Raw genomic sequence first — 24,913 nt, forward strand, 5'->3', positions numbered from 1 at the left:
CCGCGGCTACCGCATCGCCGCGGGGCGGCGCCCGGGCCAGCGCCGCCACAGCGACTGGCCCAGCCGAACGGCCGCGCTGCCATACAGCAGCAGCGCCAGCGCCAGCCCGATCAGGGGCAGCGCCACGAAGACCCAGCCGGTCAGGTGCTCGCCGCCCAGCAGCACTCCCACGCACAGCGCCACCACCGGGTTGACGAACGAGTAGCTGCCCGCGAGCGCGGCCGAGGTGTTCTTCAGCAACCAGAGGTAGGCGTTGAGCGTGACCATGGTGCCCATCACCACCAGATAGAACCAGGCCAGCAGCGAGGCGAGCGAGACCTGCTGCCAGGCCACCGTGCGCGCGCCCGGTTCCCAGAGCCAGGCCACCGCGATGCCGAGCAGACCGCCCAGCAGCCACTGCGCGCTCGAGGCCATGGCCGGCGGCGGCAGTGGGAGCCGGCGCGACGCGTAGGAACCCAGGCTCCAGGCCAGCGGCGCGCCGAAGGCGCACAGGGTGCCTGGCAGCGTGGTCGAAAAATCGCCTTCCAGCGCGAGCAGCAGCGCGCCCGCCGCGCCCAGCACCAGACCGATCCAGCTGGTGAGCGGCACACGCTCGCCGCCCCAGCGTGTCCACAGCGCGAGCCACATCGGCATGGTGGTCACCACGGTGGCCATCAGCCCGGAGCCGATGCCCAGCTTCTGCGCCAGCACCACCAGCGCCATCGCGGCAAAGGCCATCAGGCTGCCGATGAGCGCGCTGGCACGCCACTGTGCAGCGGTCGGCCAGGCCTGGCCCTGCCAGCGCGCGATGCCCAGCATGAGCGCGCCCGCGAGCAGGAAACGCGCGCCGTTCATGAGCACGGGCGGCAGGGTCTGCATCGCCACGCCGAGCGCAAAGTAGGTCGTGCCCCAGACCAGGTAGACGATCAGCAGGGCGCAGGCCAGGCGCAGCGTTTGGCGATCCAGGGCCTTGGGGTTGAAAATGGAAGGCATTTTCAGTTGTGCTTGGGATAATTTCCGGCAGCAAGCCGATTTTCCGTGTTTTTATCAGATCATTGAAGAAATGCAAGCAAATATTCAGCTCGATGAGATGGACGCCAGAATTCTTACGGCCTTGAGCGTGGACAGCCGCCGTTCCTACGCCGACGTCGCCTCCGAGGTGGGCCTGTCCACCGCCGCCGTTCATGAGCGCGTGAAGAAGATGGTCGAACGCGGTGTGATCGAACGCTTCTCGCTGCGCGTCGACCCCGACCGCGTGGGCCTGCGCTTCACCGCCTTCGTGGCGATCCGCAACGACGGCGGCGTGCACTGCCGCGAAGTCGCGCCGCGCCTGCGTGAGCTGCCCGAGGTGCTGGAGCTGCACAGCGTGGCTGGCGAACACGACTTTCTGGCCAAGATCCGCACCACCCACGCGCGCGCGCTGGAAGAGGTGCTCTACAAGATCAAGGCCATCCCGGGCGTGGCGCGCACCACCAGCACCGTGGTGCTCAACACCGAGTTCGAGGACCGGCCGCTGCGCCTGCCGGGCAGCGGCGGGGTCTGAAGCTTCAGGCCTTGCGCGCCGCCTCGGCCAACTGCCCAGCCAGCCGGTTGTGCCGCTCCACCAGCGGCGCCAGGTCGACGGTGGTCAACCGGCCTTCGCGCACCACCACCCGGCCGTTGACCACGGTGTACGCGGCTTGTGGGCTCGCGCACAGCAGCAGGCTGCCCACCGGGTCGTGCACCGCGCCGCCGGCGAAGCCGAGCGTGCGCAGGTCGAACAGCGCGAGGTCGGCGCACATGCCGACGGCCAGGTGGCCGATGTCCTTGCGCCCGAGCACCTCGGCGCCGCCGCGCGTGGCCATGTGCAGCGCGTCGCGCGCGGTCATCTCGGCCGGGCCGAGGTCGCAGCCGAAGAAGGTCTTGCCATTGCGCGTCTCGGGCGCTTGCTGCGCGCGGCCCACGCGCGCGAGCAGCAGGGCCTGGCGGGCTTCGTTGACCATGTGCGCGCCGTCGTTGCTGGCGCTGCCATCCACGCCCAGGCCCACGGGCACGCCGGCGTCCAGCATGCGGCGCACCGGCGCGATGCCCGATGCCAGGCGCATGTTGCTGCAGGGGCAGTGCGCCACGCCGGTGCGGCTGGCGGCGAAGAGCGAAATGCCTTCGTCGTCGAGCTTCACGCAGTGCGCGTGCCACACGTCGTCGCCGAGCCAGCCCAGGTCGTGCGCGTACTGCGCAGGGGTCTTGTTGAATTTTTCCAGGCTGTAGGCGATGTCGTGGTCGTTCTCGGCCAGATGCGTGTGCAGCCGCACGCCCCGGCCGCGAAACGAACGGGCCAGCGCGGCGCTCTCGCGCATCAGGTCGGGGCTGACGGAAAACGGCGAACACGGTGCCAGCGCCACCTGCAGCATGGCGCCGTGGCGCGGATCGTGCCAGGTCTCGATCAGGCGCTGGCTGTCCTTCAGGATCGCGTCCTCGCGTTCCACCACCTCGTCGGGCGGCAGGCCGCCCGCGCTCGCGCCCACACTCATGCTGCCGCGCGTGGCCATGAAGCGCATGCCGATCTGCTGCGCGGCCTCGATGCTGTCTTCCAGCCGCACGCCATTGGGGTAGATGTAGAGGTGGTCGCTGCTGGTGGTGCAGCCGCTCAAAAGCAACTCGGCCATGGCCACCTGCGTGGACACCTGCACCATCTCGGGTGTGAGGCCGGCCCAGATCGGGTACAGGCCGCGCAGCCAGCCGAACAACTCGGCGTTCTGCACGCTCGGTACCGCCCGCGTGAGTGATTGGACCATATGGTGGTGCGTGTTCACCAGGCCGGGCGTGACGAGATGGCCGCGCGCGTCGATCACCTCGTCGGCTTCGTCGCGCAGCGCCGGAGGCAGCTCCGCCGCCAGACCGATCCATTCGATGACGTTGCCGCGCACGAACAGGCTCGCACCAGCCAGTTCGGTACCGCTGGCCAGGTCGTCGTCGTTCAGCGTGGCGATGCAGGTGGCGTTTTGAATCAACAGCGTGCTCATGGCGTGTCCTTCAGCCAGTAGCCCGGCCGTGCGTAGATTTTCCTGAGGTGGTCGATGAAGAAGCGCACCTTGGCCGGCAGATGCCGCTGCTGCGGGTAGACGGCCAGGATGTCGTAGGCGGGCAGGGCGAATGCGTCGAGCACGGTGACGAGTTCGCCGCGCTGCAGCTGGGCCTGGATCTCCCAGGTGCTGCGCCAGCCCAGGCCCAGGCCCTCGCTCACCCATCGGTGCAGCAGTTCGCCGTCGTTGCAGTCCAGGTTGCCGTCCACGCGCACAGTCACTGTCTTGCCGTCCTGCTGGAAGTACCAGCCGCGTTGCTGGCCGCCCTGCAGGTTGAACGCGAGGCAGTTGTGGTCCTTCAGGTCGTCCAGCGTCGCGGGCTTGCCGTGCTTGCGGAAGTAGGCCGGCGTGCCACACACCACGCGCTGGTTGGTGGCCAGGCGGACCGCGACGAAGTTGGGGTCGATCGCACCGCCGATGCGCAGGCCCAGGTCATAGCCCTCGCGCACCAGATCGACCACGCGGTCGGTGAGGTTGAAGGAGATCTTCACCTCCGGATGGGCCTTGAGGAAGGCGCTCGCGTGGGGCGCCACGTGCAGCCGCCCGAACGCCGCCGGCGCCGACACCACCAGGTGGCCGCTGGCGCGGTGCTTCTGCGCCGAAACCGTGGCCTCGGCCGCCGCCCATTGGGCCAGCAGCGCGCGGCACTCATCGAGGTAGCGCGCGCCCTGTTCGGTGAGCGCCAGGCGCCGCGTGGAGCGGTGGATGAGCTGTGTGCCCAAGCGGCGCTCCAGCGCGTCGATGCGCCGACCCATCATCACCGGCGTGATGCCCGCGTGCAGCGCGGCCGCGGCCAGGCTGCCGTGCTCCATCGCGAGCACGAAGGCCTCGATTTCCTTGAAACGGTCCATGGCGGCATGGTAACGCCGTCGCTGCCCGATTGCATACCTGGAGTATCGAATCAAAGTACCGCCATTGCCATTCCCTGCAGAGCGGGTTCTCCCTAGCATCGAACCCAGTCCATCAACCCAGGTAAGGAATCGCATCATGGCCCGAATGACCGCGGCGCAGGCCGCCATCTGTGTGCTGGAGAAGGAAGGCATCACGCAAGCCTTCGGCGTGCCCGGCGCCGCCATCAACCCGTTCTACGCCGCCATGCGACAGCGCGGCAGCATCGCCCATATCCTGGCGCGACACGTGGAAGCCGCCTCGCACATGGCAGAGGGCTACACCCGCGCGCGCGCCGGGAACATTGGTCTGTGCATCGGCACCAGCGGCCCGGCCGGCACCGACATGATCACCGGCCTGTATTCGGCGCAGGCGGACTCCATCCCCATCCTCTGCGTCACCGGGCAGGCGCCGCGCGCGCGGCTCTACAAGGAAGACTTCCAGGCGGTGGACATCGAGAGCATCGCCAAGCCGGTCACCAAGTGGGCGGTGACGGTGCGCGAGCCCGCGCTGGTGCCGCGCGTGTTCCAGCAGGCCTTCCACCTCATGCGATCCGGCCGCCCCGGCCCGGTGCTGATCGACCTGCCGTTCGACGTGCAGATGGCCGAGATCGAATTCGACCCCGACACCTACGTGCCCCTGCCGGTCTACAAGCCCGCCGCCAGTCGCAAGCAGGTGGAGAAGGCACTGGACATGCTGGCCGCGTCCACCAAGCCGCTGATCGTGGCCGGTGGCGGCATCATCAACGCCGACGCGGCCGACCTGCTCGTGCAGTTCGCCGAACTCACCGGCGTGCCGGTGATTCCCACGCTCATGGGCTGGGGCACCATCCCCGACGACCACCCGCTCATGGCCGGCATGGTCGGGCTGCAGACCAGCCACCGCTACGGCAACGCGACGATGCTCGCGAGCGACTTCGTGCTTGGCATCGGCAACCGCTGGGCCAACCGTCACACCGGCTCGGTCGAGACCTACACCAAAGGCCGCACGTTCGTGCACGTGGACATCGAGCCGACGCAGATCGGGCGCGTGTTCGAGCCGGACTTCGGCATCGTCTCCGACGCCAAGGCCGCGCTGGAGCTGTTCGTTCAGGTGGCGCGCGAGCGCAAGGCGGCGGGGCACTGGCCGAGCTACGCCAGCTGGGCCGGCCGCTGCGCCGAGCGCAAGCGCAGCATGCTGCGCCAGACGCATTTCGACCAGATCCCGATGAAGCCGCACCGCGTCTACGAGGAGATGAACCAGGTGTTCGGCCGCGACACGGTTTACGTCAGCACCATCGGCCTGTCGCAGATCGCGGGCGCGCAGTTCCTGCACGTCTACGGCCCGCGCCAGTGGATCAACTGCGGCCAGGCCGGCCCGCTGGGCTGGACGCTGCCGGCCGCGCTGGGCGTGGTCGTGTCCGACCCGACGAAGAACGTGGTGGCGCTCTCGGGCGACTACGACTTCCAGTTCCTGATCGAAGAGCTCGCGGTGGGCGCGCAGTTCAACCTGCCCTACGTGCACGTGCTGGTGAACAACGCTTACCTCGGCCTCATTCGCCAGAGCCAGCGCGGCTTCGACATGGACTACTGCGTGCAGCTCGCCTTCGACAACCAGAACATGGCCGCCGACACGGAGGGCCTGCGCGGCTATGGCGTGGACCATGTCGCCGTGGTGGAGGGGCTGGGCTGCAAGGCGCTGCGCGTGACCGACCCCGCGAAGCTGCAGGGCGCCTTGCGCGAGGCGCAACAGCTGGCCGCCCGGCACCGCGTTCCGGTGGTGGTGGAATGCATACTGGAACGCGTGACCAACATCGCCATGGGCACCGAGATCGACAGGATCAACGAATTCGAGCCCATCGACTGCCGCGCCCCACAAGGCCTGGAAACGGTCGGTCTGCTCGACTGATTCCGAACCACCCACCGAGGACAACCCCCATGCCGAAGTTCGCCGCCAACCTCTCCATGCTCTGGAACGAGCTGCCCTTCCTCGACCGCTTTGGCGCCGCCGCGCGCGCGGGCTTCCAGTCGGTCGAGTTCCTGTTTCCCTACGACTTCCCTGCCGAAGTGATCGCGCAGCGACTGAAGGACCACAGCCTGCAACTGGTGCTGCACAACATGCCGCCCGGCGACTGGGCCGGCGGCGAGCGGGGCACGGCTTCGCTGCCGGGACGAGAGGACGAATTCCGCTCCGGCGTCACGCAGGCGCTGCACTACGCGTCGACCCTGGGCACGCCCCACCTGCACTGCATGGCCGGTATTCCGCCTGCGGGCGTGAGCGAGGCGCAGGCGCGTGCCACGCTGGTGGGCAACCTGCGTTTCGCCGCGGACGCCGCGCAAAAACAAGGCGTGCGCCTGCTGCTCGAACCCATCAACCATTTCGACATGCCGGGCTTCTTCGTCAACCGCCCGCGCCAGGCCATTGCGCTCATGGACGAGGTCGGATCGGACAACCTGTTCCTGCAGTACGACATCTACCACGCGCAGCGCATGGAAGGCGAGCTGATCAACACCATCAAGGACTTGCTGCCGCGCATTGCGCACATGCAACTGGCCGACACACCCGGGCGTCACGAGCCGGGCACCGGTGAAATTCACTATCGCCATGTGTTCGATGCCATTGACGCCATGGGCTACCGCGGCCACATCGGCTGCGAATACAAGCCACGCGACGCGGGCCCCGGCGGCACCGACAGGGGCCTGGCCTGGGTGGCCGCGCACGGCCAGAAGCTGCAGACACGCGAAGGAGTGCCCGCATGACGGACAAGAACGGACTCCAGGTCGGCTTCATCGGCCTGGGCATCATGGGCGCGCCCATGGCGCTGAACCTGCTCAAGGCCGGCCACCGGCTCTTCGTGGCCAGCCGCGGCAAGATCCCGGCGGCCTTTGCCGAACAGGGCGCGACGGTCTGCACCAACGCCACCGAAGTCGCGCGGCGCGCCGACATCGTCATCTGCATGGTGCCCGACACCCCGCACGTGGAGGACGTGCTGTTCGGCGAGACCGGCGTGGCCAAGGGTTTGAACAAAGGCAAGCTGGTGATCGACATGAGCTCGATCAGTCCCACGGCCACCAAGGCCTTCGCGCAGAAGATCAACGCGCTCGGCTGCGACTACCTGGACGCGCCGGTCAGCGGTGGCGAGGTGGGCGCGAAGGCCGCCAGCCTCACCATCATGGTCGGCGGTCCGCAGACTGCCTTCGACCGTGCCCGGCCGCTGTTCGACGCCATGGGCAAGAACATCACGCTCGTGGGTGGCAATGGCGACGGCCAGACCACCAAGGTGGCCAATCAGATCATCGTGGCGCTCAACATCGAAGCCGTGGCCGAGGCCCTGTTGTTCGCCAGCAAGGCCGGCGCCGACCCGGCCAGGGTGCGCCAGGCGCTGATGGGCGGCTTCGCGGCCAGCCGCATTCTGGAGGTGCATGGCGAGCGCATGGTCCAGCGCAGCTTCAACCCGGGTTTCCGCATCGAACTGCACCAGAAGGACCTGAACCTCGCGCTGCAGGGCGCGAAGGAACTCGGCGTGAGCCTGCCGCACACGGCAAGCGCGGCCCAGCTCATGCAGAGTTGTGCGGCGCATGGCATGGCCGGGCTGGACCATTCGGCGCTCTGCCGCAGCCTGGAGCTGATGGCCAGGCATGAGATCGCCCCCGCGCCGGGCTGACGCCCGTCACCCCCTTCCGGGGGCAACACCAGCGGCCCGGCAAAGCCGGTTCCGCGGTGTTCCTGGGGGGTAACGCGCGCTGGAGGATCGCTAGACTACGCCACGATGTCTCAATTCCAACAGTCCCCCTCTCTGGCCGACCCCCGCGCCCTGCTGCGCCACCTCTACGACGTGGCGGTGCAGCGCGCATTGCCCCTGCACAACACCGCTGCCGCCCTGCCGCCGCCGCCCAGGGGCCGCACCCTGGTGCTGGGCGCAGGCAAGGCCGGTGGCGCGATGGCGCAGGCGGTGGAGGCCTTGTGGCCGGCCGACGCGCCGCTCTCGGGCCTGGTCGTCACGCGCTACCACCACACGCCACCGCGCCCCGAAGGTCTGGCGCAGCGCATCGAGGTGGTGGAGGCCTCACACCCCGTGCCCGATGCGGCCGGGCTCGAAGCGGCGCAGCGCATCCTTCAGCTCACGCAAGGGCTCACGGCCGACGACCTGGTGCTCTGCCTCGTCTCCGGCGGCGGCTCGGCCCTGCTCACGCTGCCTTGCGAAGGGCTCACGCTGGAAGACAAGCAGCGCATCAACCGCCAGCTGCTGGAGAGCGGCGCGCACATCGGCGAAATGAACACCGTGCGCAAGCACCTCTCTGCCATCAAGGGCGGGCGCCTGGCGGCGGCCTGCGCACCCGCGCGCGTGGTCACGCTGACCATCAGCGATGTGCCGGGCGACGACGTGAGCGTGATCGCCAGCGGCCCCACCGTGGCCGATGCCTCCACCTGCCGCGAGGCGCTGGACATCCTGCGCCGCTATGGCATCGAAGTGCCCGCCGCCGTGCGCGAGCAACTCGACAGCGGCGCGCTCGAAACCCCCAAGCCCGGCGACCCGCGCTTGCAGGGACACACGGTGGAACTCATCGCCACGCCCCAGCAGAGCCTGGAGGCGGCGGCCGACGCCGCGCGCGCGCTGGGCCTGAACGTGGTGGTGCTGAGCGACGAGATCGAGGGCGAGTCGCGCGAGGTGGGCAAGGTGCACGGCGCGCTGGCGCGTTCCACCGCGCTGGGCCGCAGCAGCTTCCAGAAACCCTGCGTGATCCTCAGCGGCGGCGAGACCACGGTCACCGTGCGCCCCCGCGCCGAGGGCCAGGCCCGGGGTCGGGGCGGGCGAGCGGGCGAGTTCTGCCTGGGCCTGGCGCAGGCCCTGGGCGGGCAGGCCGGTGTGTGGGCCCTGGCGGCCGACACCGACGGCATCGACGGGGTGGAGGACAATGCGGGTGCGCTGGTGACGCCCGACACCCTGTCCCGAGCCGGCGCACAAGGTCTGAAGGTCACCGACCACCTGGCCCGCAACGATGCCTACGGCTTCTTCGAGCCGATGGGCGACCTGGTCATCACCGGGCCCACGCACACGAACGTGAACGACTTCCGGGCGGTGCTGGTGCTCTGACACCCGTCTGTCCGGGCAGGTGCTGACCGGGCGGACCCACCACAGGATGTCGAACAGCGCCCGCGAGGGTGCCAAGGAACGTTTTCTTGCGCAGCAACTTCAACCGATCCGCACTGGTGCGCCAGCTCGCGGGCTGGCTGCCGGCCCCGTCGGAAGCCCCCAGGCAGGACATCGCCGAGCGCCTGGGCCCGTGGCTCAACGTGGCCGACGCCATTGCGCTGCATGCGGCGCTGCAGGCGCTGCCGGGCGTGAAGGCGGCGCGGCGCACGTCCCGCGTCCCTGCGGGCGAAGCGCGGGCCGGGCTGGAACGGGTGCGCGACACGCTGAGCCGCGCCATTGCCGCGCCACCCGCGCTCGCCATCACCGCGGACGACGCGGAGTTCGCTCCCCACCACCAGCGCTGCCTGGACCAGCAGCGCCGCATGGAAATGGCCATCGACGCGCTGCGCGATCACCTGCGCCGCAGCCTGGCCCAGGCCTCGCCCCGGCTGGCGCAGCTCGCCACGCTCGACGCCACGCTGGACCAGATGCTCGGCGGGCGCGAGCAGAAGCTGCTGGCCGGCGTGCCAGCCTGGCTCAAAGCGCGCTTCGAACAACTGCGCCAGTCGCGCCCCGATGACTGGCCGCCCCTTTTTGAACACGAACTCCAGCAGACCTTGCTGGCCGAGCTGGACCTGCGGCTGCAGCCCCTGCTGGGCCTGGTCGAGGCGCTGGAAGCCGCACCTGCCACGAACTGAATGCCTGCCATGAACGACAGCCCCACCGCCCACCGCCTGTTCCTGATCCTCGCCTTCGTCCTGGGCCTGCTCGCCATCGTCTGGGTGGGCGTGGGCTTCGTCGGCACCGGTGGCACCGCCCTGGCCATGACGGTGCTCATCGGCGGCGTCTATCTGGTGGGCGCGCAGGAGATCCGGCGCTTTCGCCAGGTCACCGCGTCGCTGGCGGGTGCCCTGGCCAGCGTGCCGCAGCCGCTGGACAAGCTCGGCGACTGGCTCGCGCGCAGCGTGCCGCCCGCGCTGCGCCACGGCGTGCGCCAGCGCATCGAGGAGGGGCGGGGCGCGCTGCCGGGTCTGGCGCTCACCCCCTACCTCATCGGCCTGCTGGTGATGCTGGGCATGCTGGGCACCTTCCTGGGCATGGTCGTCACCTTCAAGGGCGTGCTGTTCACGCTCGAAGGCTCGGCCGACCTGCAGGCGATCCGAGCGGCGTTGGCCACGCCGATCAAGGGGCTGGGTCTGGCCTTCGGCACGTCGGTGGTGGGCGTGGCCACTTCGGCCATGCTCGGCCTCATGGCTGCCCTGAGCCGGCGCGAGCGCCTGGCCGTGGTGCGCCAGCTCGACGCGCTGGCCGCGACCGTGTTCCACCCGTTCTCGCTCGCGCACCAGCGCCAGGCCACCTTCACCGCGCTGCAGCAGCAGGCCGGCGCGCTGCCGGCCGTGGCCGGTCAGCTGCAGGCGCTGGTGGAACAGATCGAGCGCCGCAGCCAGCAGCTTGACGAGCAGATGCTGGCGCGCCAGACGCAGTTCCACCACGAGGCCCGCGAGGCCTACAGCGGTCTGGCCAGCGCGGTGGAGCGCTCGCTCAAGGACAGCCTGGCCGCCAGCGCCCGCGCGGCGGGCGAGAGTCTGCAGCCGGTGGTGGCGCAGGCCATGTCCGCCGTGGCCGAAGAATCCTCCCGCCTGCATGAGCGCACACAGGCGCTCGCGCAATCGCAGATCACACACACGGCCGAACGGCTGGAGGCGTTCACCGCCGCCTTCGAGCAGCGCTGCAGCGCACTGCTGGACCGCGTGCAGGACACCGTGACCCGCTCGCACGAGACGCACCGCAACGCCAGCCAGCAGCAGCAGGCCGCCTGGGCGCAATCGCTGCAGGCCCTGGCCACCACGCTGCAAGCCGAGTGGCGGCAGGTCGGCGCGCAGAGCATGGCGCAGCAGCAGGCGGCGCTGCAGGCGCTGGAGCAGGCCGCCTCCCTGTGGCGCGACGAACTTGCCAGCCTGCGCGGCGAAGAGGCGGCGCGTGGTGAGGCCGCCCTGCGGCGCATGGGAGACCTGCAGACCGCGCTGAACGAGCAGGTCTCCACCCACCTGGCGCAACTGGGCACGGCGCTCGAAGCGCCCATGGCGCGGCTGCTGGACAGCGCCGCCGAAGCGCCGAAGGCGGCGGCCGAGGTGATCGCTCAGCTGCGTGGCGACATGAGCCAGCTCACCGAACGCGACAACGCCGCACTGCGGGAACGCGCCGCGCTCATGCAGAACATCGACGCCCTGCTGCAGACCGTGCAGCAGGCTACCGGCGAGCAGCGCGCCGCCATCGAGTCGCTCGTCGGCTCGGCCAGCGCCGTGCTCGACCAGGTGGGTCGCCAGTTCGCCGAAACCGTGGGCGCGCAGGCGGTGCGCGCCGAAGAGATGGCCGCGCAGGTGAAGGGCAGCGCGGTCGAGCTCGCCAGCCTGGGCGAGGCCTTCGGCCATGGCGTGCAGCTGTTCAGCAGCACGAACGAAAAGCTCATCCAGAGCCTGCAGCGCATCGAGGGCGCCGTCAGCCAGTCCATCGCGCGCAGCGACGAGCAACTGGCCTACTACGTGGCGCAGGCGCGCGAGGTGATCGACCTCAGCATCAGCGCGCAACAGGGCATCGTGGAAGACCTGCGCCGGCTGCGCGGCCCCGTGGCCACCGAAAGAAGGGCGGCGTGATGACCGGCCTGGACGACCGCCACCTCGACCTGACCGGACTCGGCGACGACGACGGCACCGACCGTACCTCCCCGGTGTGGGCTGTGTTCGGCGACCTCATGTCGGGCCTGGTGGGCGCCTTCGTGCTCATACTCGTTGGCGTGCTCGTGTTGCAGATGGACCTCGTCGCCAGCCTGCAGGCCGAGGTGCTCAAGCGCCAGCAGGAGGAGCAGCGCCGCATGGCGCTGGAGAAGGCGCTGGCCATTCCACTGCAGAACGGTCGCGTCACGCTGGACAACGGCCGCATCGGCATCAGCGGCAGCGTGTTGTTCGCGCTCAACTCCGATGAACTGCGCCCCGAGGGCCGGCAGATTCTCAAGAGCCTGGTGCCGCCGCTGCAGGTGTACCTGGGCGAACGCGACGAACTGCTGATGGTCAGCGGCTTTACCGACGACCGCCCGGTGCAGGCGAGCAACCAGCGCTTCGCCGACAACCTCGAACTCTCGGCCCAGCGCGCGCTCACCGTGACCCGCGCGCTCATCCAGGAAGGCATGCCGCGCGATCGCGTCTTCAGCGCCGCCTTCGGGGCCGAACAGCCCGTGGCCAGCAACGCGGAGGAAAAGGGCAGGGCGCTCAACCGGCGGGTGGAGATGGCGCCCGTGCCCCGGGCTTCACCTGCACAGGGAGCCCCGCGTGAGTGACGCCCGCCCCGAGCGCGCCGGAGCGCCGACCCAGGCCTCGGCCAACGCCGCGGCGCCGTCTCCGCTCGTCCTCCTCAACCGGCACATCAGCGAGATCACCGGCATTCCTCCTGGCACCACCCCGGAGCTCAGGAGCGCCCGCGCCTTTCGTGAGACCTGGTCGCGCATCGCGGCCGAGGACGAGGTGACGGAGGCCGTGCAACGGGGCCCCGACAACGCCGGCCCGCTCAATTCCCACATGCTCGTGCTGCGCACCCTGGGTCTGCTGCGCGAGCTCTCGCCCGACTACCTGCGCCGCTTCCTGGCCCACGCGGACACGCTGTTGTGGCTGGACCAGACGGGTGAACTGCTCCGGCAGCCGTCCAGGAAAGGGAAACCCGGGCGACAGAAAAAGTGAGCTCGAAAGACCAGAAGCGAGCGAAAGGGCCCATACTCCACACCGCGCGCATCAAGAGATGCGCGCTCAAGTCAGGTGAATGGTCAGTTTCGCGCGCTACGGCGTCACTTTCGGGTTGGTTGTGCTTTCGGGACCCCATCGCTTTGTTTCTGTATTTTTGAGGAGTCCCCCATGGGCAACAAACTTTACGTCGGCAACCTGCCGTACACCGTCCGCGACGAAGATCTGCAACAGTCGTTCTCCGAATTCGGCTCCGTCACCAGCGCCAAGGTGATGATGGAGCGCGACACCGGTCGTTCCAAAGGCTTCGGCTTTGTCGAGATGGGCAGCGATGCCGAGGCGCAAGCCGCCATCTCCGGCATGAACGGCCAGTCGCTGGGTGGCCGCAGCGTCACCGTGAACGAAGCCCGTCCGATGGAGGCCCGTCCTCCCCGCACCGGCGGCTACGGTGGTGGCGACCGCTCCGGTGGTGGCGGCTACGGCGGCGGCCGCGGCAACTACTGAGCCACGCCCGGCTCGACGGACCCGGTTTCGTGCCGGGTCCGGAAAAGGTGAAAAGGCTTCAGCGCTTCGGTGCTGAGGCCTTTTTCTTTGCTCCCGCCTGCGGTGCGGCACGCGCGCGCCGCTTCTGCAGGTGGTAGGTGAGCGCGGCGGCGATGCACAGCGCCAATGTGTCCTGCGGCGCCTCGCCCTGGACCGGCAGCAGCAGGGCCCGGTTGCCATCGAAGCGCAGTTCCCGGGGGAACAGGGTCCTGAACGTGTCCACCAGCGTGGTCTGGCAGTTGAAGTACATCGCGCAGTGGTCGGGGTCGTTGGGCTTCCAGTCCAGGCGAATGGTGCTGCCGGCCCTGTTCGGGGTGACATAGGCGGGTTCGCCCCATTTGAGGGTTTCCTCGATCCCGCCCACGCCCTCGGTGGTGGCGGCGATGCGCAAGATCAGTTCCCTCAGCGCCATCAGTTTGCGGCGTGCCCGCGGCGGGTAGGTGGCGAACCGGGCCGCGACGCCTGCATGGGCAAATGGCGTCATGGGCGTCCTGTCGCGTCGTGATCCGGTGTTTCCATCGGCACCCGCTGGTCCAGCTCGCGCGCCAGTTTCTGCCAGCCCTGCAGGTCGACCGCGTCTGCGCCAGCGCGTTCGGCCCGCGCCAGGGTGCCGCGCACCAGTGCCCGCGCCTGGTCGATCACCGCCGGCGGCGCGTTGAGCATGAGCACCTCCAGATGGCGCAGCAACTGGTGGATGACCTCGTCGTGGTCCAGGCCACCGCGCGCAATCGGTTCGTAGGCCAGCACCACCAGCGATTCGACCGGTGCCGCCACGGCGCTGACGCGGTCGAACCTTTCCGCGTCCGGGTCCGGCCGCGTGGCCAGCGTGCGCACGAGCAGCCGGGTCTGGCTGCCCAGCACCGCGATGGCGGTGCCGGGGTCGTTGACGGCGGGCGAGAGCGCGCGCTGCGCGATTTCGGCCAGCACGATCAGGCCGTAGCCGGCGTCCTGCTCGATGGTGCGTTCCGGCCCGACGACGAAGGCGTCGCGCACGGCATGGGCCAGTGCCTCGTCCTCGTTGGGCGCTGCGCTCAGCCAGGCCAGTGTCGCGGCCGGGTGGACCAGGTCGCCTGGGCGGGCGGACACGTGCACGCGGGCATCGTGTGCCTCGGCCAGGGTCTGCAGGGCCTGGACGTCGACGAACTGCACGTGGCCGGTGTGGGTGGCCTGCACCGGCCACGCACCCGGTGGCGGGTCGTCGGCCACCCGCGCGCCCGACAGCGGTTGACGCGCATGATGCTCCAGCGCCTGCCAGGCGGCGCGCTCCACCGTGGCGATGGTGTGCGCCACCTGCCCGATGCGCGAGAGCACGTCGATGTAGCTCATGAACGAGACGATCACCCAGGCCAGCACGCCCAGCGCGCTGGCGAACAGCACCAGCCGCCCGGCCGGGCCGTACTGGCCCACGCCCATGGCGATCACGCCCACCATTGAAAAGATGAAGGCCGCCAGGAACACCGCCACCGCCTTTTGCGAGCGCGGTTCGGCCACCACGAGGCGGGTGGCACGCGGCGTGCCGGCATTCGAGGCCGAGGCGTAGGCGCTGGCCAGCACCGACAGCGCGAAGGTGCTCACCACCAGCATGCTCGACGCCATGATGCGCAGCAGATCGTCCACCACGTCGGCATTCACCCGGGGCAGCCAGTCCATGGGCGCCCACTGGTCGGCGATGGCCGATGCGACGGCCACCGCCACGGCCCCCACGCTCCACAGCGCGGGCCGCCACCACAGCGTCTGGCTCAGGCGCCCCCAGAACAGGCGAAGTCGGTCAAGGTCGGGCATGCGGCAAGCGTACCCGAAGGGTGGCGCGCGGGGGCTGCCCGCACGCCACGGTCAGGCCTGGGCGGCCCGTGCCGTCATTCGGCCTCGATGCCTGCGGCCTTGACGACGCGGCCCCACATCTCGGTCTCGCTGGCCTGGAACTTCGCGAGGTCCGCAGGGGTAGTGGGGAACACCTCGCCACCGCTGGTGGCGAAGAACTGCTGCACCGCCTGGCTGTTGATGGCCTTGTGCAGCAGGCCATTGAGCCGGGCCACCACGGGTGCCGGCGTGCCCGCCGGCGTGTAGGCCGCGAACCAGTAGCCCATCTCGTAGCCCTTCACACCGGCTTCGCTGATGGTGGGCACGTCGGGCAGCGCGGCCATGCGCCGCGCTGACGTCACGCCCAGCGCGCGCACCTTGCCGGTGGTGATCTGCGGCATGCCGGTGGAGGCATCGGTGAACATCATCGTGATCTGGCCACCCAGCAGGTCGGTGATGGCCATCGGGTTGCTGCGGTAGGGCACGTGCAGGATCTTGACGTCGGCCATCTGCTGGAACAGCTCGCCTGCGACGCGGCTGGACGAACTGCCGCTGCCGAACGACAGCTTGCCGGGTGTCTGCCTGGCCGCAGCCAGCACGTCGGCCACGCTCTTGTACGGCGCATCGGCGCGCACAACCATGATCTGGCCACCCTTGCCAATGCCGGTGATGGGCGTGAAGTCCTTCACCGCGTCGTACGGCAGCTTCTTGTAGAGGTGCTGATTGGCCGCGTGGGTGGTGTTGGTGGTGATCATCACCGTGTGGCCGTCGTTGGCGGCCTTGGCCACGGCCTGCGCGGCGATCATGCCGCTGGCGCCGGCCTTGTTGTCCACCACCACGGCCTGCCCGGTCTGCTCGCTGACCGACTGGCCCAGCGCGCGCGCCAGGATGTCGGTGGCGCTGCCGGCGGCAAAGGGCACCACGAAGGTGATCGGCCGGGTGGCCAGCGAGTCCTGTGCCATGGCGGCAGGCAGCGCGAGGGCCGAGGCGATGGCCACTGCGGCGTGGCGGCGGGTGAATGTGTGTGTCATGTCTGTCTCCTTGCTGGATTGGGGGTGGGAAAGGGAAGCTGCCTCAGCCCGAGGGACCGCGCAGATGGGAAACCAGGTGGGCGGGAATTTCGAGCGCGAGTTCCAGCAGATGGAAGGACAGCGCCTTGCCGTGGCTGTCGAGGTTGAGCGCGTCGTTCACGCCGCCGTCGAGCACCTCGTCCAGCACGAAATTCATCGCATGCAGGCGGGGCAAGAGGTGGCGCACCACCCGGGAGGGCGCGCGGTGGCGGAAGTGCGCGGCCACGCGCTCGGGCGTGATCTGTGCCTCGATGAGGGGGTACAGCGCTTCGCTCCAGGCAATCACGCTGATGTTGGAACGGTTGCCCTTGTCGCCGGTGCGGCCATGCGCGGCGCGCCAGAGGGGCACGGTGAAGACGGCGCTCATGGCGTTTCCCCCAGCAGGTAGAACCCCGCCGGCGCGCGCGCTCGGTCCAGCGGGCAGGAAATGGTGCCCAGTGTGGGGCGCAGGGCGGTGCGCACGCCACCACCACCGGCAGGCCCGCAGGTGTAGAGCGCGTTCACTTCGCGCATCAGGCGTGTGGCCACGGCCTTGTCCGCATGGCGCGTGGCGGCGCGCAGGCGCACGTCGGTGGCCGACCCGGTGGGGATGTCACGCAGCCAGCGGCCCTGGTCGTCGGCCAGCACGCTGGCCACGCCGATGAAGTCGAAGCGCAAAGGCCCAACGCCCTTCAGGCGTTGGGCCAGGATGTCGGCGGCCAGGCGCGCGCGCTGTTCCGCGCGCACGCCCGCATAGGAGATCTCGCCTTCGGCCAACCAGCCGGTTTCAAAGCACACATTCACCTTCAAGGTGTCGGGTCGACGGTGGCCGCGCACGCCGCACAGGCGCACCCGGTCGCGCCCGGTTTCCTCGACGCTGGCCTCGGTGATGTCGACCACCACGTCCGGCGTCAGGTAGGCGCCGGGGTCGTGCACCTCGTAGAGCAGTTGCTCCTTGACGGTGTGTTCGTCCACTGCGCCGCCGGTGCCTTCGGGTTTGAAGACCGTGCAGCTGCCGTCGGCGGCGATGGCGGCGATGGGGTAGCCCACCCGCGCGAGGTCCGGCACATCCTTGACGCCGGGGTCCGCGTAGTAACCGCCAGTGACCTGCGCGCCGCACTCCAGCAAGTGCCCTGCCATGGTGGCCCCGGCGATGCGGTCACAGTCGTCCAGTGACCAGCCATGGTGTGCCAGCGCAGGCCCTAGCACCAGCGAGGGGTCGGCCACCCGGCCCGTCACCACCACGTCGGCGCCGGCGCGCAGCGCATCGGCGATGGCCTCGGCGCCGATGTAGGCATTGGCGCTGATGATGGCGCGGCCGGCGAGCTGTGCATGAAGCTCGGGCGAGAAACCGGGGTCGGCGACATGGCTGAGCACGTCGTCGCCATGCACGATGGCCACCCGCGGCGCGCGCAGGCCCATCGCACGGGCGATCGCCAGGATGCGCAGTCCCGCGCCCCGTGGGTTGGCGGCGCCGAAGTTGCTCACGATCGGGATGCGGTGCGCCAGACAACGCGCCAGGATCGGCCGGATCAGATCGTCCAGCAGGGGCTCGTAACCCCCTTGCGGGTCTTGCAGGCGGGCCAGCTGGGCCAGCGCCAAGGTGCGTTCGGCCAGGGTCTCGAAGATGAGGCAGGCCGGTCCGCCGATGCCGATCAGGGCATCGACAACGGCGCTCGCGGCATCGGTCCGGTCGCCGGAGAAGCCGGCGGCCGAACCGACATGGATCTCCGTCGTGTGTGCCATGGCGTGCAATGTAGGCGCTGCAAAATCATCTGTGAAACTCAAACTTCGTATATATTGATCTGGAATGCAGATCAATCTGTCCACCCGAGAACTGCGGGCCTTCGTCGCGCTGGCCGAGCACCGGAATTTCACGCGCGCCGCCTCCCTGTGCCATCTGTCGCAGCCCGCGTTCTCCGCGCTGATCCGCGCGCTGGAGGACAACCTGGGCGGGCGCCTGTTCGAGCGCACCACCCGGCATGTGGCGCTCACTGCGGAGGGTGAATCGTTTCTCGATGCGGCCCAGCGCCTGCTCAAGGACACGGACGTGGCCATCGAGGGTGTGCGCGATCATGTGGCGCGCCGGCGTGGCCGCGTGGCCCTGGCGGTGCTGCCCTCTTTGGCCGCGGGCTGGCTGCCTCCCTTGCTCGCGCGCTTTCATCGCGACTACCCGGGTATCGAACTCGACGTGGCCGATGTGCTGTCCGACGAATGCCTGGAGCGTGTGCGCTCGGGCCGGGCCGACTTCGCGCTGGCCTCGTCCCGCACCGAGGCACCCGAGCTGCGCGCCGAGCGCTTCTGCTCGGATGACTTTCATGTGGTGTTCCCCGAGGGACATGCACTGGCCGCGGCCAGTGGCCCCGTCCGTCTGGGCGAATTGCATGCCTTCTCGGTCGTCCAGCTGGCACGGTCCAGCAGCGTGCGGCAGTACGTCGAGGCCGCGATCTATCCCAAGCGCATGCGCACGGTGCTTGAACTGGAACAGCTCAGCACGGTGGCGTTCATGGTGCAGGCGGGCCTGGGCATCACCATCGTGCCGTCACTGACCCTGTTCCATTTCCGCCTGCCCGGCCTGCTGGCGCGCAAGGTGCGGTCCGCAGGGCTCAGGCGGCAGGTGTTCCTGGTGCGCCGCTCGGACCGCTCCCTGTCGTCGGCCGCGCAGGGGCTGCACGCCCTGTTGATGCACAACCGGCCATGAGAAGCCGCGCCTGCGCGCGATCAGCCCAGTTCGGCCAGCCCCGGGTTGAACACCACTTCCCACAGATGCCCGTCCGGGTCCCGGAAGTAACCGGCGTAGCCGCCATAGAACGTGTCCTGCGCCGGCTTCACGGTGTGTGCGCCCGCCCGCGTGACCAACCGCATCACGGCATCCACTTCGTCGCGAGAGCCCACGTTGTGGCCCAGCGCGACATCGAGTCCGACGGCGTGCCGCGGCGACAGAGGCAGGCCGGTGTCGGCCGCGAGGCTGCGGCGCGGCCACAGGCCCAGCTTGAGGCCGCCCTGCAAGTTGAAGAAGGCCACTGCGCCGTTTTCGAATTCGGTGCCGATGATGCCCTGCGTGGGCCATCCCAGACCGTCGCGGTAGAAGGCGACGGCGCGTTCCAGGTCGTCCACGGTGAGGGTGATGACGGTGACGTGGGGGTGCATGGATCGCCTTCCTGAAGCGGCTTCAGCGCCGCAGCCTGTATCCGGTCTTGAAGACCCACCAGATGAAGCCCAGGCAGGCCATCATGAACACCAGCGTCATGCCGGTGCTCACGGCGATGTGCACGTCGGCCACGCCGTAAAAGGCCCAGCGGAAGCCGCTGATGAGGTAGACCACCGGGTTGACGAGCGAGACGGTCTGCCACAGCGGCGGCAGCATGTTGATGGAGTAGAACGCGCCGCCCAGGAAGGTCAGCGGGGTGACCACCAGCAGCGGAATCACCTGCAGCTTCTGGAAGTTGTCCGCCCACAGGCCGATGATGAAACCGAACAGGCTGAAGGTGACGGCGGTGAGCAGCAGGAAGCCGATCATCCAGAGCGGGTGCGCAATGTGATACGGCACGAAGAAGCGCGCGGTCAGCAGGATGAGCAGGCCGAGCATGACCGACTTGGTGGCCGCCGCGCCGACGTAGCCCAGCAGCACCTCGATCCAGGACACCGGCGCGGACAGCAGCTCGTAGATGGTGCCCGACCACTTGGGCATGTAGATGCCGAAAGAGGCGTTGGAGATGCTCTCGCTCAGCAGCGAGAGCATGACCAGCCCGGGAATGATGAAGGCGCCGTAGGTGACGCCGTCGATGTTGCCCATGCGCGAACCGATGGCGGTGCCGAAGACGATGAAATACAGCGAGGTGGTGAGCACCGGCGCGACGATGCTCTGGGTGATGGTGCGGAAGGTGCGCGCCATCTCGAAGCGGTAGATGGCCCGGATGCCATGGATGTTGAGCCGGCTCATGCGCGTGCCTCCTGGGGTTTGCGCACGAGGCTGACGAAGATGTCCTCGAGCGAGCTTTCGCTGGACTGCAGGTCCTTGAAGGCGATGTTGTGTTCGGCCAGGTCGCGCAGCAGCTCCGGGATGCCGCTGTCGTCCTTCTGCGAGTCGAAGGTGTAGGTGAGCGTGTGGCCGCCCGCCGACAGCTCCAGCGGCCAGCGCGCGAGCGCCTCGGGCACGCGGTCCATCGCGTGTTGCAGGCTGAGCGTGAGCTGCTTCTTGCCCAGCTTGCGCATGAGCACATGCTTGTCTTCCACCAGGATGAGTTCGCCGTGGTTGATCACGCCGATGCGGTCGGCCATATCTTCGGCTTCCTCGATGTAGTGGGTGGTGAGGATGATGGTGGTGCCGCGCTCGCGCAGCTCGCGCACCATGCGCCACATGTCGTGCCGAAGCTCCACGTCCACGCCGGCGCTGGGCTCGTCCAGGAACAGGATCTTTGGCTCGTGCGACAAGGCCTTGGCGATCAGCACGCGCCGCTTCATGCCGCCAGAGAGCGTCATGATCTTGTTGTCCTTCTTGTCCCAGAGCGAGAGGTCGCGCAGCACCTTCTCGATGTAGGCCGGATCGGGCGCCTTGCCGAACAGGCCGCGGCTGAAGCTGACCGTGGCCCAGACCGATTCGAAGGCGTCGGTGTGCAGCTCCTGCGGCACCAGGCCGATGGCCGCGCGCGCGGCGCGGTAGTCGCGCACCGTATCAAAGCCATCGGCCGTCACCGCGCCTTCGGTGGCGCTGGAGATGCCGCAGACGATGCTGATGAGGGTGGTCTTGCCCGCGCCGTTGGGGCCCAGCAGGGCGAAGATCTCGCCGCGACGGATGTCGAGGTCGACGCGTTTCAAGGCCTGGAAACCGCCCGCGTAGGTCTTGCTCACACCGCGCACGGACACGATGGGGTCGACGGGTGGTGCCGCCGTGGAATTCATGGTCATGGAGCCTCCTGAAGCGCTGCACTCTACACTGGTTTTGTGTACAGTGTTCGGTGCCATGGAAAACGTCCACATTCCGATTCAGGCCATCAAGGGCCGCGGCATCAGCCGCCAGCAGCCGCACCGCTTCCAGCGCGACGCGCGCGAGGCCTTCGACGACGGCTGGGGCGCGCTCGACGAACAGGCCCTGGCGCGCGGCGAGTCACCGACCCCGGCCACCGAGGTGACGTGGGAAGACTGCAAGAGCGCGATCACGAAGAACGACTCGCCCGACGTCGGCTTCGACCTCGGCCTCAATCCCTACCGGGGCTGTGAGCACGGTTGCGTGTACTGCTATGCGCGGCCCACGCACAGCTACCTCAACCTCTCGCCCGGTCTGGACTTCGAGACCAAGCTGATCGCCAAGCGCAACATCGCGGCCGTGCTTCAGCGTGAACTCGCCAGCCCGCGCCATGTGCCCGGCTTGCTGGCCATCGGCACGGTGACCGATGCCTACCAGCCGGTCGAACGCGAGCTGCGACTCATGCGCGATGTGTTGCAGGTGCTGGCCCAGGCGCGGCACCCATTGGCCATCGTGACCAAGGGCAGTGGCGTGGAACGCGACATCGACCTGCTCGCGCCCATGGCCGCTCAGGGGCTGGCGGCGGTGTACGTCACCGTCACCACGCTGGATGCGAAGCTCGCGCGCATCCTGGAGCCGCGCGCCGCGGCGCCCCACCGCCGCCTGCGCACCATCCGCGCGCTGGCCGAGGCCGGTATACCGGTGGGCGTGAGCGTGGCGCCGCAGATTCCCTTCATCAACGAGGACATGGAGCAGGTGCTCGAAGCCGCGCGGGAGGCGGGCGCGCGCCGCGCCTTCTACACCGTGCTGCGCCTGCCCTGGGAACTGAGCCCGATGTTCCGCCACTGGCTGGACCTGCACTACCCGGACCGCGCCGCGCGCGTGATGGCGCGCGTGCAGGAGATGCGCGGCGGCAAGGACTACGACGCGAACTTCGCGCAGCGCATGAAGGGCGCGGGCATCTGGGCCGACCTGATCCGCCAGCGGTTCGACAAGGCCTGCGCCCGGCTGGGCTACCACACCGAGCGCGAGCCGCTGGACACCTCGCGGTTTCAGCCGCAGGCGTTGCGCGCGCAGCAGGAGCTGTTCTGAGTGTTCATCGATCCGCCGGCGCCGGCAGTCGCGCCAGCGCGTCCTCGCGCCAGTGGTGCAGCGCGGTGTAGTAGCCCTCCCACACGCAGCCGTTGCAGCCGCGCCCGCAGCAGGTCTGGGGCTCGGGCGGCGGCGGGCGCAGGGCGGCATCCAGGTCGATGCCGCGCCGTTGCGCCAGCCCCCGCAGGTGGGCGATCAGCGCTTGCGCGGTGGGCAGGTCGGCCAGCGGCACCTGCGCCGGGTCGTGCCGCGTGAAGCGCGGCTGCTCGCGCCCCTCGAACACGCCCGCCTCGGCGAACATCGCCGCCGGCCGCACCCACAGGCCCCAGCCGCCGTACAGCGCGCGGTACAGCGTCATGCCCTGCAGGGTTTCGCTGCAGCGCACGGTTTCCAGCACCTCGTACCAGCCGCCCTTGTAGTGGCGGTACAGGCCGGGGGGCGTGGGCACCAGCGGGGGCAGGTCGTCGTCGGTCATGGCGGCGAGTTTATGCGCCGGTCTTTTTCGGGATCGATGACACCGGCACGTAGAACTCACCGCCCGCGGCCCTGAACTCCGCCGATTTCTCCGCCATGCCTTGTTCCGCGAAGTCGCGCACGTCCTGCGTGATCTTCATCGAGCAGAACTTCGGCCCGCACATGCTGCAGAAGTGAGCCTCCTTGCTGCTGTCTTTCGGCAGGGTCTCGTCGTGGAAATCGCGCGCGGTGTCCGGGTCCAGGCCGAGGTTGAACTGGTCGTGCCAGCGGAACTCGAAGCGCGCCTTGCTCATGGCGTCGTCGCGCGCACGGGCACCGGGGTGGCCCTTGGCGATGTCGGCCGCGTGCGCCGCGATCTTGTAGGCGATCAGGCCCTGCTTCACGTCGTCGCGGTCGGGCAGGCCCAGGTGTTCCTTCGGTGTCACGTAGCACAGCATGGCCGTGCCCATCCAGCCGATCATGGCCGCGCCGATGGCGCTGGCAATGTGGTCGTAGCCGGGCGCGATGTCGATGGTGAGCGGGCCCAGCGTGTAGAAGGGCGCCTCGTGGCAGTGCTTCAGCTGCTCGTCCATGTTGGCCTGGATCAGGTGCATGGGCACGTGGCCCGGCCCTTCGATCATGGTCTGCACGTCGTGCTTCCACGCGGTCTGCGTGAGCTCGCCGAGGGTCTTCAATTCGGCGAACTGGGCCTCGTCGTTCGCATCGGCCGCGCTGCCGGGGCGCAGGCCGTCGCCGAGCGAGAAGCTCACGTCGTACGCCTTCATGATTTCGCAGATCTCGTCGAAGTGCGTATAGAGAAAGCTCTCCTGGTGGTGCGTGATGCACCACTTGGCCATGATGGAGCCGCCGCGCGAGACGATGCCGGTGCGCCGGTTGGCCGTGAGGTGGATGAACGGCAGGCGCACGCCGGCGTGGATGGTGAAGTAGTCGACCCCTTGCTCGGCCTGTTCGATCAACGTGTCGCGGTAGATCGCCCAGGTCAGGTCCTCCGCCACGCCACCGACCTTCTCCAGCGCCTGGTAGATCGGCACCGTGCCGATGGGCACGGGTGAGTTGCGCACGATCCAGTCGCGCGTGGTGTGGATGTTCTTGCCGGTGGAGAGGTCCATCACGTTGTCCGCGCCCCAGCGGATGGCCCACACCAGCTTGTCCACTTCCTCCTCGATGCTGGAGGTGACGGCCGAGTTGCCGATGTTGGCATTGACCTTCACGAGGAAGTTGCGGCCGATGGCCATGGGCTCGACCTCGAGGTGGTTGATGTTGGCCGGGATGATGGCGCGCCCGCGTGCCACCTCGTCGCGCACGAACTCGGGTGTGATCAGCTCGGGGATGCGCGCGCCCATGGGATTGCCCTTGAGTCGCGCCTCACGTCCTGCGTCGGCCAGGTACCCGGCCATCCATTCGCGCCGGCCGTTCTCCCGCAGGGCCACGTATTCCATTTCGGGCGTGACGATGCCGCGGCGCGCGTAGTGCATCTGCGTCACGTTCATGCCGCTGCGTGCGCGGCGCGGCGTGCGCTGCAGGCCGGCGGCCTGTGCGCGCAGCGCCTCGATGCGCTCGACGGTGGTGTCGTTCTGGTGCGCTTCGTTCTTCACGCCGTCGTCCAGCGACTGGCGCGTGCGGCCCGCGTAGGTCTCGGTGTCGCCGCGCGCGGCGATCCACGCGCCGCGCACGTCGGGCAGGCCACGCCTCACGTCGATCGCCGCGGCCGGATCCGAGTAGGGGCCTGAGGTGTCGTACACCACGACGCGCTCGCCGTTGGTGAGCGCGATCTCGCGCATCGGCACGCGCACGCCGGGATGTTGCCCGGTCACGTGGATCTTGCGGGAGGCGGGGAAGGGTTCGCGACTGCGGGCGAACTGGTCGGCGAAGGGGATCTTGTCGGGGGCGTTCATGGCGGGGTCTCCGGTTGGGGGCTGGGTCAAGCTCCGGAGACCGCCCGCCAGACCACGCGCCCCGCGCGGACCCACCCTGGGGCGGGGTGGTGCGGGGAGGTGTGCATGCCCTGGTGGCGTGCGCTCTTCTTTCGCCGGTACTAACCGGATCAAGTTCGCGGGTTTGGTCTTGCGGCCATCTCAGCGCGGGTCTTTCGACCCGTGCACCCCGGAGCAGCGGCCAGTATAGCCAGCGGCGGCCAACACGCGCGGGGCTTGGCATCCAACTTGCTCACGCGTATCGTGAGCCCCACGCAAGCCGCATGGCGCAACCCAAGGTGT

Annotated in this window: 25 protein-coding genes, 1 pseudogene and 1 riboswitch; of the genes and pseudogenes, 12 read left to right on the forward strand and 14 right to left on the reverse strand. The window is 69.0% G+C overall.

All coding sequences use genetic code 11. The annotated features are described in order from the left end of the window. Positions 1 to 6 precede the first annotated feature (6 nt). The gene (locus AB7P10_RS01005; RefSeq protein WP_428291968.1) at positions 7 to 972 is read right to left on the reverse strand and encodes an EamA family transporter; all 966 of its coding nucleotides are present in this window, start codon (positions 970 to 972) and stop codon (positions 7 to 9) included. A gap of 70 nt (positions 973 to 1,042) precedes the next feature. On the opposite strand from AB7P10_RS01005, the gene AB7P10_RS01010 reads away from it, so the two are divergent. After that, the gene (locus AB7P10_RS01010) at positions 1,043 to 1,522 is read left to right on the forward strand and encodes an Lrp/AsnC family transcriptional regulator (RefSeq protein WP_428291969.1); all 480 of its coding nucleotides are present in this window, start codon (positions 1,043 to 1,045) and stop codon (positions 1,520 to 1,522) included. Positions 1,523 to 1,526: 4 nt separating this feature from the next. On the opposite strand, the gene AB7P10_RS01015 is transcribed toward AB7P10_RS01010, so the two are convergent. Then, the gene (locus AB7P10_RS01015) at positions 1,527 to 2,981 is read right to left on the reverse strand and encodes an 8-oxoguanine deaminase (protein WP_428291970.1); all 1,455 of its coding nucleotides are present in this window, start codon (positions 2,979 to 2,981) and stop codon (positions 1,527 to 1,529) included. Then, on the reverse strand, positions 2,978 to 3,892 hold the full coding sequence (locus AB7P10_RS01020; RefSeq protein ID WP_428291971.1) for a LysR family transcriptional regulator: 915 nt from the start codon (positions 3,890 to 3,892) through the stop codon (positions 2,978 to 2,980). The genes AB7P10_RS01015 and AB7P10_RS01020 overlap by 4 nt, the downstream gene beginning before the upstream one ends. A 136-nt stretch (positions 3,893 to 4,028) precedes the next feature. Here AB7P10_RS01020 and gcl point away from each other — a divergent pair, with 136 nt between their 5' ends. The 9 genes from gcl (at position 4,029) to AB7P10_RS01065 (ending at position 13,277) form a co-directional block, all read left to right on the forward strand. Further along, a complete protein-coding gene (gene gcl / locus AB7P10_RS01025) occupies positions 4,029 to 5,816 on the forward strand; it encodes a glyoxylate carboligase (RefSeq protein ID WP_428291972.1) in 1,788 nt (595 codons plus the stop codon). 29 nt (positions 5,817 to 5,845) lie between these two features. Beyond that, positions 5,846 to 6,667, forward strand: a complete 822-nt coding sequence (gene otnI / locus AB7P10_RS01030) for a 2-oxo-tetronate isomerase (RefSeq protein ID WP_428291973.1) — start codon at positions 5,846 to 5,848, stop codon at positions 6,665 to 6,667. Continuing rightward, positions 6,664 to 7,572: a 2-hydroxy-3-oxopropionate reductase gene (locus AB7P10_RS01035; RefSeq protein WP_428291974.1), complete on the forward strand. Its 909-nt coding sequence runs from the start codon at positions 6,664 to 6,666 to the stop codon at positions 7,570 to 7,572. Before otnI ends, AB7P10_RS01035 begins: the two co-directional genes overlap by 4 nt. 105 nt (positions 7,573 to 7,677) lie before the next feature. Beyond that, entirely contained in the window at positions 7,678 to 9,003 is a 1,326-nt protein-coding gene (locus AB7P10_RS01040; RefSeq protein ID WP_428291975.1) for a glycerate kinase type-2 family protein, read from the forward strand. Between the two features lie 86 nt (positions 9,004 to 9,089). After that, positions 9,090 to 9,740 (forward strand): DUF3348 family protein, encoded by a 651-nt coding sequence (locus AB7P10_RS01045; protein ID WP_428291976.1) that lies wholly within the window; start codon positions 9,090 to 9,092, stop codon positions 9,738 to 9,740. Positions 9,741 to 9,749: 9 nt separating this feature from the next. Beyond that, complete coding sequence (locus tag AB7P10_RS01050; protein WP_428291977.1) at positions 9,750 to 11,696, forward strand: hypothetical protein; 1,947 nt, start codon at positions 9,750 to 9,752, stop codon at positions 11,694 to 11,696. Continuing rightward, a complete protein-coding gene (locus AB7P10_RS01055) occupies positions 11,696 to 12,376 on the forward strand; it encodes an OmpA family protein (RefSeq protein ID WP_428292180.1) in 681 nt (226 codons plus the stop codon). The genes AB7P10_RS01050 and AB7P10_RS01055 overlap by 1 nt, the downstream gene beginning before the upstream one ends. Continuing rightward, entirely contained in the window at positions 12,369 to 12,773 is a 405-nt protein-coding gene (locus tag AB7P10_RS01060; RefSeq protein WP_428291978.1) for a DUF2894 domain-containing protein, read from the forward strand. Before AB7P10_RS01055 ends, AB7P10_RS01060 begins: the two co-directional genes overlap by 8 nt. Before the next feature lie 171 nt (positions 12,774 to 12,944). Continuing rightward, entirely contained in the window at positions 12,945 to 13,277 is a 333-nt protein-coding gene (locus AB7P10_RS01065) for an RNA recognition motif domain-containing protein (RefSeq protein ID WP_297655165.1), read from the forward strand. Between the two features lie 58 nt (positions 13,278 to 13,335). Here the strand turns inward: AB7P10_RS01065 and AB7P10_RS01070 are convergent, their stop codons facing one another. The 5 genes from AB7P10_RS01070 to AB7P10_RS01090 all read right to left on the reverse strand — a co-directional run bounded on the left by AB7P10_RS01070 (position 13,336) and on the right by AB7P10_RS01090 (position 17,911). Then, entirely contained in the window at positions 13,336 to 13,800 is a 465-nt protein-coding gene (locus tag AB7P10_RS01070; protein WP_428291979.1) for a DUF1801 domain-containing protein, read from the reverse strand. Next, positions 13,797 to 15,098, reverse strand: a complete 1,302-nt coding sequence (locus AB7P10_RS01075; protein ID WP_428291980.1) for a DUF2254 domain-containing protein — start codon at positions 15,096 to 15,098, stop codon at positions 13,797 to 13,799. The genes AB7P10_RS01070 and AB7P10_RS01075 overlap by 4 nt, the downstream gene beginning before the upstream one ends. Before the next feature lie 74 nt (positions 15,099 to 15,172). Continuing rightward, positions 15,173 to 16,147: a Bug family tripartite tricarboxylate transporter substrate binding protein gene (locus tag AB7P10_RS01080; protein ID WP_428291981.1), complete on the reverse strand. Its 975-nt coding sequence runs from the start codon at positions 16,145 to 16,147 to the stop codon at positions 15,173 to 15,175. Positions 16,148 to 16,190: 43 nt separating this feature from the next. Further along, positions 16,191 to 16,553 carry an AtuA-related protein gene (locus AB7P10_RS01085; RefSeq protein WP_428291982.1) on the reverse strand — a complete coding sequence of 121 codons (363 nt, stop codon included), beginning with the start codon at positions 16,551 to 16,553 and terminating at the stop codon, positions 16,191 to 16,193. Next, positions 16,550 to 17,911 (reverse strand): acyclic terpene utilization AtuA family protein, encoded by a 1,362-nt coding sequence (locus tag AB7P10_RS01090; RefSeq protein WP_428291983.1) that lies wholly within the window; start codon positions 17,909 to 17,911, stop codon positions 16,550 to 16,552. Before AB7P10_RS01090 ends, AB7P10_RS01085 begins: the two co-directional genes overlap by 4 nt. Before the next feature lie 64 nt (positions 17,912 to 17,975). On the opposite strand from AB7P10_RS01090, the gene AB7P10_RS01095 reads away from it, so the two are divergent. Then, positions 17,976 to 18,866 (forward strand): LysR substrate-binding domain-containing protein, encoded by an 891-nt coding sequence (locus AB7P10_RS01095; protein ID WP_428291984.1) that lies wholly within the window; start codon positions 17,976 to 17,978, stop codon positions 18,864 to 18,866. A gap of 20 nt (positions 18,867 to 18,886) precedes the next feature. Here the strand turns inward: AB7P10_RS01095 and AB7P10_RS01100 are convergent, their stop codons facing one another. The 3 genes from AB7P10_RS01100 to AB7P10_RS01110 are packed head-to-tail and all read right to left on the reverse strand — an operon-like array spanning position 18,887 to position 21,073. Beyond that, positions 18,887 to 19,315, reverse strand: a complete 429-nt coding sequence (locus AB7P10_RS01100; protein ID WP_428291985.1) for a VOC family protein — start codon at positions 19,313 to 19,315, stop codon at positions 18,887 to 18,889. Between the two features lie 22 nt (positions 19,316 to 19,337). Next, positions 19,338 to 20,108: an ABC transporter permease gene (locus AB7P10_RS01105; protein ID WP_428291986.1), complete on the reverse strand. Its 771-nt coding sequence runs from the start codon at positions 20,106 to 20,108 to the stop codon at positions 19,338 to 19,340. Then, the gene (locus AB7P10_RS01110) at positions 20,105 to 21,073 is read right to left on the reverse strand and encodes an ABC transporter ATP-binding protein (RefSeq protein ID WP_428291987.1); all 969 of its coding nucleotides are present in this window, start codon (positions 21,071 to 21,073) and stop codon (positions 20,105 to 20,107) included. Before AB7P10_RS01110 ends, AB7P10_RS01105 begins: the two co-directional genes overlap by 4 nt. 55 nt (positions 21,074 to 21,128) lie before the next feature. Here AB7P10_RS01110 and AB7P10_RS01115 point away from each other — a divergent pair, with 55 nt between their 5' ends. Then, positions 21,129 to 22,223, forward strand: coding sequence for a PA0069 family radical SAM protein (locus tag AB7P10_RS01115; protein WP_428291988.1), 1,095 nt, complete (start codon positions 21,129 to 21,131; stop codon positions 22,221 to 22,223). Between the two features lie 4 nt (positions 22,224 to 22,227). On the opposite strand, the gene AB7P10_RS01120 is transcribed toward AB7P10_RS01115, so the two are convergent. From AB7P10_RS01120 to thiC, 3 genes and pseudogenes are all read right to left on the reverse strand, one after another. Beyond that, positions 22,228 to 22,455, reverse strand: coding sequence for an oxidoreductase-like domain-containing protein (locus AB7P10_RS01120; RefSeq protein WP_428292181.1), 228 nt, complete (start codon positions 22,453 to 22,455; stop codon positions 22,228 to 22,230). Between the two features lie 15 nt (positions 22,456 to 22,470). Continuing rightward, positions 22,471 to 22,698 (reverse strand): annotated as a pseudogene (locus AB7P10_RS01125) (DUF1653 domain-containing protein); the annotation flags it as partial. Between the two features lie 10 nt (positions 22,699 to 22,708). Continuing rightward, the gene (gene thiC / locus AB7P10_RS01130) at positions 22,709 to 24,592 is read right to left on the reverse strand and encodes a phosphomethylpyrimidine synthase ThiC (protein WP_428291989.1); all 1,884 of its coding nucleotides are present in this window, start codon (positions 24,590 to 24,592) and stop codon (positions 22,709 to 22,711) included. Positions 24,593 to 24,701: 109 nt separating this feature from the next. After that, a riboswitch (TPP riboswitch) is annotated at positions 24,702 to 24,813 on the reverse strand. Positions 24,814 to 24,913: the final 100 nt, after the last annotated feature.

Origin of the sequence: Hydrogenophaga sp. (assembly GCF_050182545.1) — a bacterium.
In the GTDB taxonomy this organism is placed as follows: Bacteria; Pseudomonadota; Gammaproteobacteria; order Burkholderiales; family Burkholderiaceae_C; genus Hydrogenophaga.

What these genes read in the sequence shown, in the direction of transcription:
- AB7P10_RS01005 (WP_428291968.1), bottom strand. Translation starts at nt 972, where the DNA reads ATGCCTTCCATTTTCAACCCCAAGGCCCTGGATCGCCAAACGCTGCGC.
- AB7P10_RS01010 (WP_428291969.1), top strand. Translation starts at nt 1,043, where the DNA reads ATGCAAGCAAATATTCAGCTCGATGAGATGGACGCCAGAATTCTTACG.
- AB7P10_RS01015 (WP_428291970.1), bottom strand. Translation starts at nt 2,981, where the DNA reads ATGAGCACGCTGTTGATTCAAAACGCCACCTGCATCGCCACGCTGAAC.
- AB7P10_RS01020 (WP_428291971.1), bottom strand. Translation starts at nt 3,892, where the DNA reads ATGGACCGTTTCAAGGAAATCGAGGCCTTCGTGCTCGCGATGGAGCAC.
- gcl (WP_428291972.1), top strand. Translation starts at nt 4,029, where the DNA reads ATGGCCCGAATGACCGCGGCGCAGGCCGCCATCTGTGTGCTGGAGAAG.
- otnI (WP_428291973.1), top strand. Translation starts at nt 5,846, where the DNA reads ATGCCGAAGTTCGCCGCCAACCTCTCCATGCTCTGGAACGAGCTGCCC.
- AB7P10_RS01035 (WP_428291974.1), top strand. Translation starts at nt 6,664, where the DNA reads ATGACGGACAAGAACGGACTCCAGGTCGGCTTCATCGGCCTGGGCATC.
- AB7P10_RS01040 (WP_428291975.1), top strand. Translation starts at nt 7,678, where the DNA reads ATGTCTCAATTCCAACAGTCCCCCTCTCTGGCCGACCCCCGCGCCCTG.
- AB7P10_RS01050 (WP_428291977.1), top strand. Translation starts at nt 9,750, where the DNA reads ATGAACGACAGCCCCACCGCCCACCGCCTGTTCCTGATCCTCGCCTTC.
- AB7P10_RS01055 (WP_428292180.1), top strand. Translation starts at nt 11,696, where the DNA reads ATGACCGGCCTGGACGACCGCCACCTCGACCTGACCGGACTCGGCGAC.
- AB7P10_RS01065 (WP_297655165.1), top strand. Translation starts at nt 12,945, where the DNA reads ATGGGCAACAAACTTTACGTCGGCAACCTGCCGTACACCGTCCGCGAC.
- AB7P10_RS01070 (WP_428291979.1), bottom strand. Translation starts at nt 13,800, where the DNA reads ATGACGCCATTTGCCCATGCAGGCGTCGCGGCCCGGTTCGCCACCTAC.
- AB7P10_RS01075 (WP_428291980.1), bottom strand. Translation starts at nt 15,098, where the DNA reads ATGCCCGACCTTGACCGACTTCGCCTGTTCTGGGGGCGCCTGAGCCAG.
- AB7P10_RS01080 (WP_428291981.1), bottom strand. Translation starts at nt 16,147, where the DNA reads ATGACACACACATTCACCCGCCGCCACGCCGCAGTGGCCATCGCCTCG.
- AB7P10_RS01085 (WP_428291982.1), bottom strand. Translation starts at nt 16,553, where the DNA reads ATGAGCGCCGTCTTCACCGTGCCCCTCTGGCGCGCCGCGCATGGCCGC.
- AB7P10_RS01090 (WP_428291983.1), bottom strand. Translation starts at nt 17,911, where the DNA reads ATGGCACACACGACGGAGATCCATGTCGGTTCGGCCGCCGGCTTCTCC.
- AB7P10_RS01095 (WP_428291984.1), top strand. Translation starts at nt 17,976, where the DNA reads ATGCAGATCAATCTGTCCACCCGAGAACTGCGGGCCTTCGTCGCGCTG.
- AB7P10_RS01100 (WP_428291985.1), bottom strand. Translation starts at nt 19,315, where the DNA reads ATGCACCCCCACGTCACCGTCATCACCCTCACCGTGGACGACCTGGAA.
- AB7P10_RS01105 (WP_428291986.1), bottom strand. Translation starts at nt 20,108, where the DNA reads ATGAGCCGGCTCAACATCCATGGCATCCGGGCCATCTACCGCTTCGAG.
- AB7P10_RS01110 (WP_428291987.1), bottom strand. Translation starts at nt 21,073, where the DNA reads ATGACCATGAATTCCACGGCGGCACCACCCGTCGACCCCATCGTGTCC.
- AB7P10_RS01115 (WP_428291988.1), top strand. Translation starts at nt 21,129, where the DNA reads ATGGAAAACGTCCACATTCCGATTCAGGCCATCAAGGGCCGCGGCATC.
- thiC (WP_428291989.1), bottom strand. Translation starts at nt 24,592, where the DNA reads ATGAACGCCCCCGACAAGATCCCCTTCGCCGACCAGTTCGCCCGCAGT.